The sequence below is a fragment of the Cystobacter fuscus DSM 2262 genome, assembly GCF_000335475.2.
GTDB classification, from domain to species: Bacteria; Myxococcota; Myxococcia; order Myxococcales; family Myxococcaceae; genus Cystobacter; species Cystobacter fuscus.
In genome coordinates, this window is sequence record NZ_ANAH02000014.1 from 218,566 (window position 1) to 231,813 (window position 13,248).

Below are 13,248 nucleotides of genomic sequence, written 5' to 3' on the forward strand. Positions count from 1 at the left end.
TGCCCCGTCACCGGCGGGGCAGGAAGAGCTTCTCCCAGCCATCCAGTTCGATGGCCGCCTGGCGGCGCTCCTCGGCGCTCACCGCCCCGTCCACCTTCTTGCGGATCTGCTCCAGGGTGGGGCGGATGGCGGGGCTGAGCTTCTGGTTCTTGGCCTCCCGCGATTCGATGTCGCGATAGAACTTGCGGATGCGGCCCTGCAGCATGAACTGGGTGGGCGCCTGGGCGGCGGCGGCCACGCTCCGGCCCTTCTGCGTCGAGCCTTGCGCGTCGTCGGCGTGGGCGACCGCGGGCACCGGGGTGGCGCTCTCCCCGGTGGGGGCTGGAGTCTGGGTCTCGGTGGACGGGCCCGTGACGGGAGCCGCGGCCGACGCCGGAGGCACCTGGGCCGTGGCCACCTGGGGCGGAGGCTGGGGCTGCGCGCGGGGCGGGGCCGTGACGGCGACGGGCGGCACGGGCGGCGACGGACGCTCGCGCAGGACGAGCACGGCACCTCCCACGACGCCCAGGCCGAGCGCGCCCAGGCCCAGGGGCAACAACCAGCGCCGCGAGTGGCCTCCCGCGCGCGGCAGCTCGACGGAGGGCGTCGTCTTCAACGGCTCGAGCGTGGGCAGCGGCTCTTGCGCATCGAGGGGCGGGGGCTCCGGGAGCGCGGGCAGCTGGGACTCGACGACCGTGGGCTTGGACTGGCGCACGGGCGCGGAGGGCGCGGGCGGAGGCGCGGGGACCTCGGCGGGCACCTGGAGGCTGTCGCGCAGCCGCTGCAACTGCCGGCGCAGCAACTCGGCGGACCCGGGGCGCGCCTCGGGATCCTTGGTGAGCATCTGCAGGATGAAGGCGTCGAGCGCGGGGGGCAGCCCGGGGAGGAACTCGGAGGGCTTGGGCGGCCGCGCGTCCACGTGCTTCATCAGCAGATCCACCGGCGAGGTGCCCGTGAAGGGCAGCCGGCCGGTGATCATCTCGAAGGCCACCACGCCCAGCGCGTAGAGGTCCGTCATGGGACCCACGGGCTGGCCACGGGCCTGCTCGGGGGCCATGTACTCGGGGGTGCCCACGACCATGTCGGTGCGCGTCTGGGCGGTGCGCCCGGCGGGCAGGCCCATCTTCGCGAGGCCGAAGTCGAGCAGCTTCACGTAGCGCGAGCCATCCGGCTGCTTCACGAGGAAGACGTTGCTCGGCTTGAGGTCGCGGTGGACGACGCCCGCGCCGTGCGCGGCACCGAGCGCGCTGAGCACCTCGTCGAGGATGTCGAGCACCTCGGGCACGGGGATGCGGCCGCGCTCGGCCAGGTGCGCGTCGAGCGCCACCCCCTCCAGGTACTCCATGATGATGTACTGGCGGCCGTCGGGCACCTGGCCGAAGCCGAAGATGTCGACGATGCCGCGGTGGCGGATGGCGTTGACGGCGCGGGCCTCGGCGAGCAGGCGCGCCACCTGCTCCTCGGCGGCGGCGAGCTCGGGGCGTAGCACCTTGACCGCCACGCGCTTGCCGATGAGGGGCTGGATGCCGTCGTACACGAGCCCCATGCCGCCCACGCCGATGCGCTGGCCGAGCTCGTACTCACCGACCTTCAATCCGACGAGGGTGTCCTGCGCGGAGACGTCTTCCATGACGTGCACGTTCTTGCCGGGTGATGTCTCCCGGGTGCTACCAGGGTCGGCCAGGCGCGGCGCCGTCGAGAAATCGAGCAGGACGGTGCCGTCGCGCGGACAGATGTCCGTGTCCACGGGCACGGTGCCGCCGCAGGTTTCGCAGTTACGGGAGTCAGCCATTGGGGAGTTATTCCCAGGTTATCAGACCTGAGCCGGATTCCCACAAGCGGGCGGGCGTCCAGGGGGGTGGTTGGTCCCCCTTCGCCGTCACGGGAAGCCCGGACACTGGTGGTACTCCTTGCGCAGCCCCGGGTTGCCCGAGAGCGCGCCCGGCACGCCCCCGTCACCCAAGGTGATGATGGTGTCCCGGGCGCTGACGGACGCGTCCTGGCACCACACGCCCACCGACGGCCCCCCTCCGCCGCCGCCGCCGTTACCGCCCCGGCCGCCCTTGCCGCCACTACCCCCCTTGCCCCCACTTCCGGCCCTCATCCCGCCCGCGGTCTCGCCGATTCCCCTCTCGCCTCCGGGTCCCCCCTGGCCGCCCTCGGCGCCTAGTGTGCCCACTCCCCCCTTGCCTCCACCCGCCGTGCTCAGGGCACAGTGCTCCACGGAGACGTGCCCGTTGATGAGCAGCAGGGCGATGGAGGCGCCTCCCCCCTGGCCGCCCAGGCCGCCCTGTCCGCCACACCCGCCGGCTCCACCCCCGCCTCCGCCTCCGCCATTCAATCCGGCGCCGACGAGGGCCAATGCGCCGCCGCCCCCGCCGCCGCCATGGGTTCCCCCCGTGCCCGGCTTGCCCTGCTCGCCGGAACTCGCGCTCCACATTCTCTGGGTCACCCCCCCGATGCCATCCCCCTCCAGGCCGTTGGTGCCAGCGTCTCCATTCAGGCCGTTCTGTCCTGGCTCTCCATCGAAATTGTCGCAGTTGGTATCTGGACCTCCGTCACAACCCGCGCTCCCGCCCTCCACGCCCGGCCCGCCGGCTTGTCCTCGAGTCGCGTAGGCCGTGAAGATGCCTCCATTTCCCCCCTGCCCGAACCCGGCGGGGTTGCAGTCACTCCGGCCGGGCAGGCCCCCATCGCCGCCCGCTACTCCAGCGTTCCCCGGCAAGCCTGTCCCGCCGTCCGCGGCCGGAGGCGTGTTGGGGGCCGTGGCGCCCGGGCTGCCCGCGCCGGCCGTCACCACCAGATTGCGCAGCCGCACCCCACCCGAGTTCATCACCCGCACGCCAATGCACGGGGCGCCCGTCTCCCCCAGCGGGGTCGTGGCGCGCACGGTGAGCCGGTCCAGGGTGACGCCCGCGTCCTGGCCCAGGTTCATCACCGTCAGGCCCGTGCCCGGCAGGGTGATGCGCGTGGTGTACTGCGGGCCGCGCGCCCAGTTCCCGCCCGTGCCCGAGTAGCCGCCGTAAATGGAGACGGGCCTGTCCAACTGGAGGCTCTGCTCGGTGTAGTCCCCCTGGGCCAGGTAGATGGACTTGCCCGACCATGTGGCCGGGGCCAGCGCCGCCCCGAGCGTGCGGAAGGGGGTCATCTTCTCGCCCACGTTGAGGCGCTCGTCCTGCCCCGTGGTCGCGTCGACGAAGATGGCCTTGCGCTCCGTGCCGTCGATGCCATCGCAGTTGGCATCCACGAACGTGTCATCCGGCTCGTCCGGGAAGCTTGGATCACACTCTTGAGGGAACACCGGGCAGTCCCCGCGTCTCTGGCACTCCCTGTGGGCTCCTTCGAAATCCAGACAGCCGGAGGCCACCACCAACGCCAGCCCGGAGACGAGGAGCCGCCACCTCGTGTTCCCCTTCGCCGTCACGGGAAGCCCGGACACTGGTGGTACTCCTTGCGCAGCCCCGGGTTGCCCGAGGGCGCGCCCGGCACACCCCCGTTCCCCAGGGTGATGGCGGTGTCCTGGGCGCTGACGGACGAGTCCTGGCACCACACGCCCACCGACGGCCCCCCTCCGCCGTTGCCGCCGTTGCCGCCCTTGCCGCCGTTGCCGCCAGTGCCCCCCTTGCCGCCGTCTCCGGCCTTCGAGAGGCCGGCGGTCTCGCCAATTCCACCCTGACCGCCGGGTCCCCCCTGGCCGCCCTCGACTCCCTGCGCGCCCGCTCCTCCCTTGCCTCCACCCGCCGTGCGCAGGGCGCAGTGCTCCACGGAGACCTGCCCGTTGATGAGCAGCAGGGCGATGGAGGCGCCTCCCCCCTGGCCGCCCAGGCCGCCCTGTCCGCCACACCCGCCGGCTCCACCCCCGCCTCCGCCTCCGCCGTTGAATCCGCTGCCGGCGAGGAGCAATGCGCCGCCGCCGCCGCCGCCGCCATGGGTTCCGCCCGTGCCCGGCTTGCCCTGCTCGCCGGAACTCGCGCTCCACACGCCCTGCGCCACGACCCCCACGCCATCGCCTTCCAGGCCGTCGGTGCCGGCGTCTCCATTCAGGCCGTTCTGCCCCGGCCCTCCATTGAAATTGTCGCAGTTGGTATCTGGACCTCCGTCACAACCCGCGCTCCCGCCCTCCACGCCCGGTCCGCCGGCTTGTCCTCGGGTCGCGTAGGCCGTGAAGATGCCTCCTTTTCCCCCCTGCCCGAACCCGGCGGGGTTGCAGTCACTCGGGCCGGGCAGGCCCCCATCGCCGCCCGCCACTCCATTGGCCCCGGGCAAGCCCGTCCCGCCGTCCGCGGCCGGAGGCGTGTTGGGGGCCGTGGTGCCCGGGCTGCCCGCGCCGACCGTCACCGTCAGGTTGCGCAACCGCACCCCGCCCGAGTTCATCACCCGCACGCCAATGCACGGGGCGCCCGTCTCCCCCGGCGGGGTCGTGGCGCGCACGGTGAGCAGGTCCAGGGTGACGCCCGCGTCCTCGCCCAGGTTCATCACCGTCAGGCCCGTGCCCGGCAGGGTGATGCGCGTGGTGTACTGCGTGCCACGCTTCCATTCCCCGTTCGTGCCCGAGTAGCCGCCGTAGATGGAGACGGGCTTGTCCAACTGGAGGCTCGGCTCGGTGTAGTCGCCCTGGGCCAGGTAGATGGACTTGCCGGACTGGACGGCCTGGGCCAGCGCCGCCCCGAGCGTGCGGAAGGGGGTCATCTTCTCGCCCACGTTGAGGCGCTCGTCCTCCCCCGTGGCCGCGTCGACGAAGATGGCCTCACTCGCCGTGCCGTCGATGCCATCGCAGTTGGCATCCGTGAACTTGTCATCCGGCACGTCCCGGTAGTTCGGGTCACACGTGCCGGGTTCCACCGGACAGTCGCCCCGCTCCACGCAATCCTTGAAGGCACCGTTGAAGTCGAAGCAGCCCCAGGCCGCCGCCAGCGCCGCCACGGCGCCCAGCATCCACAAGCTCTTGTTGTCTCGCATGTGCTCTCTCACGGCAGCGTTCCCACCAGTCCCACCGAGCCGCCCGAGGGCCCCACCGACACCGTGGGCCGCACGGGCAGCAAGTCCAGCGGGCTCTTGCCCTTCAGCAGATAGAGGGCACCCGTGGTCGCCACTCCGGCCGCGCCCAGCACGAAGGCCGTCGTGCCCAGCGCTTGATTGCGCACGCCCGCGTCCCGCTCGTTCCGGGCGTCCTGGGCCGTGTTGAAATTCCCGTTCGTCAGCCGGTAGTGGTTGTTGCCCGCCTGGATGGTGAAGAACGTCCCCAGGCCCAGTATCACCGCGCCTCCCGCGGCCGGCATCCACGCCCACTCGGGCGTGCCCTGGCGGGCGGTGGCCGCCCCGGGGGAATGGGGCCCGGTGGCTCCCGGTGTCTGCGCTCCCGGCGTCACGGTGGGCCTCTGGGCCACGGGCTCCTGCGAGGGGCGCAGCGCGCGGAGCACGGGGGGCAGCACCTTGTTGCTCGCCTCCGTGAAGGCGTCGAGGAGCTGATCCTCGTGCACGCCCGGTACGTAGTACTCGGCGAGCAGCTCCCCGTCCCGCGTGGCGTAGGCCTTGAGCCCCACCCGGTAGCCGCTGAGGAACTGCACCAGCTCGGCGATCATCACCACGTCGGACACGGCCGCTTCCCCGAGTGTGATGCGGCAGGCGGCCTCCAGGCGGTTGCATCCGAGCACCGCCTTTCTTTGCGCGGGCGGCAGCCCCTGGGACAGCTCCGAGGCGCGGATCACCTGCAAGCCCTCGGTCTTGAGTTGCTCGTACACGTGCTCCTGGGCGAAGGAGACGATGTGGGACGGCACTCCCGCGGCATCGGGTGGGGCGATCAGCACGGTGAGCGGCGAGGCACTGGGAGGAGAGGCGGGGGCCTGGCCGAGCACGACGAGCGTGGTGAGAAGGGAGAGGAACACGGGGTGCCACTTTCCCCTCATGTCGTGCTTGCCGCAAGGACACGGCCTCTCCGTGAGGTCGGGTTCCGGCTGCCCGGCCCCACGGGACGCGAGTCAGCGGCGCGGCTTCTCGGGCATGGCCCGGATGGCCGTCTTCTCCGAATTGTCTTGCGACGCGTCATCCACCAGGTCCTCGTCCGGCACGGGCGGCGGCGGCCGGGACGCGAGCGGACGGCGCACGGGCGGCGACGCGGGACGCTGGGGCACGGACGCCGCGGGCCGGGCGGGAGGCGTGGGACGGGACGCGCGCGAGAGCGCGGTGGCCCGGCTCTGGGTGGCCTCTATCTCCTCCTGCAGGTCCGCGGCGACCTGCACCTTGGGCTCGTCCGTGGGCGGGAGGAGCGCCTCGTCCCCGTCCATGGCGAAGGGGTTGGGCGTGGGGGGCGGCGTCTTGTCGTCGTCCCCGAGCGGCTCGTCGAACTCCACGGGCGGCGGCAGGCGGGTGGTCGCGCTGGGACGGAGCGCGGGCCGGGCCGGCGGGGTCGCCACCGGCGCGGGCGTCCGCGCGGCGGGCACCTGCACCTGCACGGCGGGCGCGGCGGGCTTGTCCCCCCTGGCGTCGTGCGCCTCGTCCTTGAGCCTTTGTTCGAACGCCAACCATTCCTTCTTGAAGCTGGAGGGATCCTGCTCGCCGCGCTCGCGGTGCTTGAGCGAGGGCACCCAGCGCACGTTGTACGACTCGCCCAGGCGGAAGGAGGGCGGCGGGGGCACGCCGTAGGTGGCCGGGTCGAAGAAGGACTCGTCCAGGTCGTTGAAGCCGTAGGCGCGCGCCCGGTCCACGAAGCTGGGGATGATGCCGGTGGGCGCGTGGTAGCCGAGGATGTGGCCCTCCTCGTCCTTCGTCACCGGCGTGAAGACGAAGATGTCCTGGGTGCGGTACTCGCCCTTCTCGCTGAGCGGGAGCACCTCGGACAGGGCGATCGTCTTGCGGCTGCCGTCGTGCAGGCGCTCGCAGCAGATGACGAAGTTGATGGCGCTGGCCACCTGGGCGCGGATGGCCACCAGGGGCAGCTCGATGCCGGACATGAGGCAGAGCGACTCGATGCGCCGCAGCGTGTCCGTGGGCGTGTTGGCGTGCGTGGTGGCCAGCGAGCCGCCGTGGCCCGTGTTCATCGCCTGCACGAGGTAGAAGGCCTCGCCGCCGCGCACCTCGCCCACCACGATGCGGTCGGGGCGCAGACGCAGCGCGGAGTTGAGCAGGTCTCCCATGTCCACGCCGCCCTTGCCGAACTTGTCCGGGGGCCGGCTCTCGAAGGGGACGATGTGGGACTGGTTGAGCTGGAGCTCCGCCGAGTCCTCGATGGTGAGGATGCGCTCCTCGTCGGGGATGAGCGAGGAGACGATGTTGAGCAGCGTCGTCTTGCCCGAGCCCGTTCCGCCGGACACCAGCATGTTGAGCTTGGTGTGGATGCCGGCGTCGATGAGGCGCGCCATCTGCGGCGTCATCGACTTGAACTTGATGAGCGAGTCGACCGTCAGCTTGTCCTTGAAGAACTTGCGGATGGAGATGGTGGTGCCCTTGCGGGCGATGGGCGGGATGACGACGTGGATGCGGCTGCCGTCGGGCAGGCGCGCGTCCAGGCGCGGTCGCTCGTCGTTGAGCAGACGGCCCACGAACTGGGCCATGTTGCGCGCGGCGCCCAGCAGCCCCTCCTCGGTGAACGAGGCGTCGATCTTGCTGACCTTGCCCTTGCGTTCGATCCAGATGTCGGTGGGCCCGTTGATCATGATCTCGGAGACCGTGGGGTCGTCGAGATGGGGCAGCACGGGCTTGAGGAAGGCGCGGAGCGACTCGTTGTACATCGACATGGCGGGCAAGAGGCTAGCGCGAGTGGGGCTCCAAGCCCAAGAAGCGGCCCGGGGAAGTGGCCGGGCAGGGGGGCAGGGCGCCCCTCACCCGCCGAGCTGCTCGTGTCCCACCCCGGTGCGCAGGGCGGCGCTGGCCCAGGTCTCGGCGAGCGCGGCCTCGTCCCCGGCGGCCCCCGAGGCCCGGGCCCTCGCGAGCGCCGCGCCGAGCGCGCCCAGGTCCTCCGCCAGGCGCTTCAGGCCCAGCCCCCGCGCCCGGGACGCCACGGTGTCGAGCCGGGTGCTCCACGCGGGGGGCACATGGCGCAGGCCCTGGTGCACCCCTTCCGCGAGGCAGCCCTCCACCTCGGTCAGGGCCGCCGCCAGCGGGGGAAGGGCGGGCGCGTCCGCCGCCGTGCGCGGCCTCCCCGTGGTGACGGTGGGTTGCACGTCGAGCGCCACCACGCCGTGCTCGCAGGACAGGGCCATGGGCTCGACGACGAGCCCCCGGGCCGTCCGGCGCACCTCGCCCGAGACGTAGCGCGGCGTGCCGTGCCCGCCCGTGAGCGCCCCGGCGAGCGCGTCCAGCGCCCCGGGAGCCACCGAGCGGTGGGACAGCTCGACGCGGAAGCCGTGGCCCCGCGAGTCCTCCAACTCCGCGTGCACCTCCTGGGCACCCGGGGCGTACGTCACCTCCCCCACGCGGGAGATGGCGAAGGCATGCACGTTCTCCGCGAGCAGCCGGGGCCGGAGGAAGCGGGGAGGGCGGGCCCGCCAGGCGGACTCCAGCGCGCGCACGTCCTTCACGAGCAGCGGCTCGGGCAGCAGGCTCCAGTCCCCGGACTGCGGCGTCACCGAGGTGCGCTGCAAGCCCTGGGTGGAGAAGAGGATGAGGCGGTTGGTGCGCCGCGTGGCGCCCGAGGCCACCACCTGCCCGTGTGCGAGCGCCTCCAGAGTGGTTCTGGGGGCGCCCTGTCGGCGTCCGAGCTGCGCGCCGTCCTCGGGCGTCTGATCCTCCGCGTAGGTGAAGGCGCGGCGCACCACGAGCAGGCCGGCGGTGTCGGGGTCCGCGAGCACCACCTCCGCGCGGCGCTCCCGGCCCTCGGCGAAGAGCCGGATGCCGAGCGACACCAGCCGCACATAATCGAGCTTCGTCTCCGGCGCCTCGTCCATGCCCAGCACCGCCCGGGGGGGCACCGGGCCCGGCGTCCGCGAGGCCCTCATGCGCGCGAAGAACTCCGTCAGCACGGCGGTGAAGCGCGGGGCGTCATAGCGGGCAGCGCGGCTCACGTAGGCGCCAAGCAGCTCCTCCAGCTCCTCGAGCGCCAGGAGCGGCCACGTCATGCGCGCCCCTTCCAGGCCCGCGCGGGCCACGGCGAAGCGCCCCGCGAGCCCCTGGCTGGCGTGCTGGACTCCCTCCAACAAGAGGAAGCGCACGAGGTCCCCCGCGGTGTCCAGCGCCGCTCCCCCCACGGTGGTGGTGACGGCGCCCCGGGCCACCTCGACGGAGACCTCGCGGCGCGTGGGGTCCTTCTCGTCGGCGGCGCGGAAGGCCCAGATGGCCAGGGGCAGGTGCTCGCAGCCCGTCCCGAGCGAGCAGTCACAGCGCGCGTAGCTCAAGTCCCTCGGCACGAGGAAGCGCACCGTGCACGTGGCGAGCGCCACCGAGGGGATGTCTTCTCCCTCGAAGGTTCCCCGCCGCACCTGCGCGAGGTAGCCGCGCTTGCGGAAGCCCTCGGCCCGCTCCAGGGCCCGGCGGGGCAGCACCCGCGCCAGCTCCGCGTCGTCCACCATTCCCGGGGACCAGGGGGCCTCCGCCTTCACCTCGGCCGGAGGCGGTGCGGCGCTCGTGGCGATGAACGCCGGATAGGCGAGGGCCGTGGCCACGCGGTGGCGGCACACGGTGGCGGCGTTGCAGGTGCAGGGACCGTTCTTGAAGGCCTTGCCCGGAACGAGCCGGGCGACAACGCCGTCCTCGAAGGTGCCCACCACGGTGCCGTCCGCCAGCTCCTCCAGGCGCGGCCCCTTGCCCTCCTCCAGATCCTTCTGGGCGCGCTTGACGAGCCCCAGGTTGGACAGGCTCGCGATGGCCTGGGGCGTGAGCGCGAGCAGATCCGCGCGGCTCATGCGCGCACCTTCTCGGCGATCCACCCGGCCAGCTCGCCCGGGGTCATCGCCGCCACGTGCGCGCCCACGTCCACCAGCCGCCGGGCGCAGTCGCGGTCGTAGTTCGGCGTGGCGTCCGGTTCGAGCGCCGCGAGCCCCAGCACCTTCGTGCCCTGGTCGCACAGCTCCTTCACACGGCGCACGAGCATCCCCGGGGGGCCGCCCTCGATGAAGTCGGTGATGAGGACGACGATGGTGCGCCGGGGCGTCTCGATGAGCCCCGCGGCGTAGGCCACCGCGAGCTGGATGTCCGTGCCCCCGCCGAGCTGCACCTTCATCAACAGCTCCACGGGGTCCGTCACGTCCCGGGTGAGGTCCACCACCGCGGTGTCGAAGGCGACGAGGTGCGTCTGGATGCCGGGCAGTCCCCACAGACACGCGGCGGTGACGGCCGAGTGGATGACCGAGGACGTCATGCTGCCGGACTGGTCCACCAGGAGGATGACCTGCCAGCGGTCCACGTGGCGGCGGGTGCGCGAGTAGAACGCGGCGCGCTCGATGGCGATCCGCCGCTCGGTGGGGGAGTAGCGGCGCAGGTTCTCGCGCAGGGTGCGCCGGAAGTCGAAGTTGCGCGCCACCTTCAGGGGCGAGCGCCTCCGCCGGTCGAGCACCCCCGAGAACGTGCGGCGCACCTCCCGGGCCAGCTTCTCCATCAGCTCGCTCACCACCCGCTGCACGATGCGGCGGGCCACCGCGAGCACCTCGGGATTCATCAGGTGTTTGGTGCGCAGCACCGCGCGCAGCAGGGTCTCGTTGGGCTCCACGCGCTCGAGCACGTCGGCGCGCGTCACCACCTCGTCGATTTGATAGCGCTCGACGGCATCCTGTTCGAGCCGCTCGATGGTCTCCTGGGGAAAGAGCGTGTGGACGTCGTTGATCCACTCCGGAACGCTGAGCACGGACTCGCCCGAGCCGCCCTGTCGCACGCCGCGCTCGGAGAGATCTCCCTCCCGGCCGTAGAGCCACGAGAGCGCCGAGTCCATCGCCCGTCCGCGCTCGTCCAGACAATTGCCGAGCGCCCCGTCCGAGGCTTCTCCCAACACGAGGCGCCAGCGCGCCAGGGGCTCAAGGGGCATCGCGCTTCTCCTTCCTTCCAGGCCCATGCAGGCCGAAGCGTTCGAGCACCTGCTCCACCTCGTCGTCCAGCGCCGCGCCCGCGAGGATGACGGCGGGGTCCATGTCCAGGCGCACCAGGGCCCGCGCGCCCGAGGCGTCCTGTCCGTGCAGGGGCAGCAGGGTCCGGGCGATGCCCTCCTTCTCCCGGGGAGGGAAGAACCCGAAGGCCAGCCGCAGCGCCGGGAGCGCGACGAGGAAGTCCTCTTCCGTGAGCTGGCGGATGAGCTCGTCCAGCACCGAGGTGAGGGCGGGCGTGTGCACCACCTGCTCGCGGGCGAGCCGGAACAGCCCGGCCAGGAAGTCTCCAAGGGTGGAAGGGCGCGCGGCGGCGCGAGTGGCGCGCAGGGCGGCGGCCTCGGCGCTCGCCTCGTCGGGGAAGCGAGACAGGGACCAGAGCGCCCCGAGCGAGGCTCCGCGCACCGCGGGCGGCGCATGGAGGGACGCGAGCCGGCGCTCGAACACGGCGCTGGCCCGGGCCACGTCGAGCGCGAGGGGCTGGGCGGCGAAGCGCAGCGTGTCGCGCAGCGCGGCCATGGCCCGGAGGTGTCCCTCGTCGCTGGGGAGCGAGGGACCGTCGAGCTGCTCGAGCAACCACAGGCCGCGCTCGACGGCCGCCGCGAGCAATTGCCCCACCTCGGCGGAGCCCTGGGCGCCGAGCAGCACGTCATGCCGCCAGATGGCGAGCAGCCGCTCCAGGGCCGCGCCCAGCCGCGCGAGGTCCGGCTCGTTGCCCGCCTGCGCGGCCACCGCGGTGAGGACGCGCCGGGCCAGGTGCTTCGCGCCGATGAAGAAGCTCTCGGCCAGGAGCAGGGTGAGCCGCTCCAGGTTCGGGCCCGCCTGGAGGAGGGCTTCCTCCAGACGCGCGGTGGCGGCCTGCTCCAGGGTGGCGCCCCAGCCCGAGGCCTCGATGACCCAGGAGAGGAAGTCCTCCGCGGGAGCCACCGTCCAGGACTCCTGGAGCACGGGCTCGGTGGGGAAGGTGGGGCCCGAGTTCCGGGTGAAGCCGGGGAGGCCGAGCACCCGCAGGCGGTGGAGCACGCGGCCGCGCTCCACGTCGCCGGGCTCGCGCAGCTCCAGCCGCACCGTGCGGGGGCTCGGGCCGGGGGTGAGGCCGTGGGCGTGCAGCGTGTGCTCGACGTCCGTGAGCAGGGGAGGCCGGGGCGTGAGGGGGCTGAGCCGTCCGGTGCGCTCGCCGCTGAAGGCACGCAGCACCTCGGCGAGCAGCGGGTGCGTGTCGGGCGAGGGCACGCCCCGGCCCGTCCACGGCAGGGCCACGTCCAGCGACTCCTTCACCAGCGCGGAGGCGAGCCCATCCAGCAGGTCCGTGCGCGAGAGCACCGCGTGGCCGCGCAGCCGGGCGAGGCCCTCGGCCATGACGGAGGCGGCGATGAGATCCGCCGACGACACGTGCTGGCCCCGCCCGCGCAGCCGCCCGACGGCCTCGCGCAGCAGGAGCCCGGGAGCGGCCTCGGCGCCGGACTCCCAGAGCGCTTGATAGAAGGCGGGCGAGGGCATACCGGACTCGTATCCGGCGAAGGAGTCCAGGCGGCGGAAGCTGTACGGGACGAGGTAGCTCTTCGCGGAGGGGTGGCTCGGCACGGGGGGAAAGCCGGCCCCGGGCCTCGCTTGGGCCCGCGCGAGCACGGGGGCATGGAAACCGCCGCACACCACCACCACGGGCCCATCGTCTCGCGCGAGCGCCGCCTCCACGTGGGTGAGCATGAAGGCCTCGCGTTGGGTGTCGCGCTCGGACGCCTCCTCCTCGCCGCGCAGGGAGTCGAAGTAGACGCGCAACCGCTCGGCGAGCACGTCCATGCCGAGCGGTTGCTCGAAGAGGTGATCCCACAGGGCGTCCATGCCCTCCAGGCCCAGCTTCTGGCAGAGCGCCTCGATGGCCCGGGCAGTGCGGCGCTCCCCGTCCGAGTAGCGGTTGCGCACGCCCTCGAAGGCCTTGTCCCAGGCGGGCAGGTCCATGAAGCGCACCTGGGCGCCCGCCGCGTGTCCCCGCGTCAGCGCCACCCACTCGGGCGAGTACGCGCAGAATGGCGTCCACGAGGCCTGGGTGCGCTCCTCGTCGCGCCAGGCGCTGAAGACGGCGAGGGGCGGCTCGTGCGGCAGGAGCAGCTCCTCCAGCCGGGGGTTCATGTCCACGGGCCCCTCGATGAGCACGTGGCGGGGCCGCACGGTCTCGAGGGTGTGGACCACGAGCCGGGCGCAGGCCGGGCTGTGGTGGCGCACGCCGACGACGTGGAGCCGGGAGTCGTTCCGCCCGCTCACG

Annotated in this window: 8 protein-coding genes; all 8 read right to left on the bottom strand. The window is 72.8% G+C overall.

What is annotated here, in order from left to right:
• Positions 1–7: 7 nt before the first annotated feature.
• The 8 genes from D187_RS24780 to D187_RS24815 all read right to left on the bottom strand — a co-directional run bounded on the left by D187_RS24780 (position 8) and on the right by D187_RS24815 (position 13,247).
• Positions 8–1,771 carry a serine/threonine-protein kinase gene (locus D187_RS24780; protein ID WP_002625884.1) on the bottom strand — a complete coding sequence of 588 codons (1,764 nt, stop codon included), beginning with the start codon at positions 1,769–1,771 and terminating at the stop codon, positions 8–10.
• Positions 1,772–1,858: 87 nt separating this feature from the next.
• Positions 1,859–3,280, bottom strand: a complete 1,422-nt coding sequence (locus tag D187_RS24785; protein WP_002625883.1) for a hypothetical protein — start codon at positions 3,278–3,280, stop codon at positions 1,859–1,861.
• 119 nt (positions 3,281–3,399) lie between these two features.
• Positions 3,400–4,938 carry a hypothetical protein gene (locus D187_RS58845; RefSeq protein ID WP_002625882.1) on the bottom strand — a complete coding sequence of 513 codons (1,539 nt, stop codon included), beginning with the start codon at positions 4,936–4,938 and terminating at the stop codon, positions 3,400–3,402.
• An 8-nt stretch (positions 4,939–4,946) separates the two neighbouring features.
• On the bottom strand, positions 4,947–5,864 hold the full coding sequence (locus D187_RS24795; protein ID WP_002625881.1) for a hypothetical protein: 918 nt from the start codon (positions 5,862–5,864) through the stop codon (positions 4,947–4,949).
• A gap of 93 nt (positions 5,865–5,957) precedes the next feature.
• Complete coding sequence (locus tag D187_RS24800; RefSeq protein ID WP_002625880.1) at positions 5,958–7,712, bottom strand: TadA family conjugal transfer-associated ATPase; 1,755 nt, start codon at positions 7,710–7,712, stop codon at positions 5,958–5,960.
• Between the two features lie 84 nt (positions 7,713–7,796).
• Positions 7,797–9,815, bottom strand: a complete 2,019-nt coding sequence (locus tag D187_RS58850) for a YehQ family protein (protein WP_002625879.1) — start codon at positions 9,813–9,815, stop codon at positions 7,797–7,799.
• Positions 9,812–10,930 carry a VWA domain-containing protein gene (locus tag D187_RS58855; protein WP_002625878.1) on the bottom strand — a complete coding sequence of 373 codons (1,119 nt, stop codon included), beginning with the start codon at positions 10,928–10,930 and terminating at the stop codon, positions 9,812–9,814. Before D187_RS58855 ends, D187_RS58850 begins: the two co-directional genes overlap by 4 nt.
• On the bottom strand, positions 10,920–13,247 hold the full coding sequence (locus D187_RS24815; protein WP_002625877.1) for a DUF5682 family protein: 2,328 nt from the start codon (positions 13,245–13,247) through the stop codon (positions 10,920–10,922). The genes D187_RS58855 and D187_RS24815 overlap by 11 nt, the downstream gene beginning before the upstream one ends.
• Position 13,248: the final 1 nt, after the last annotated feature.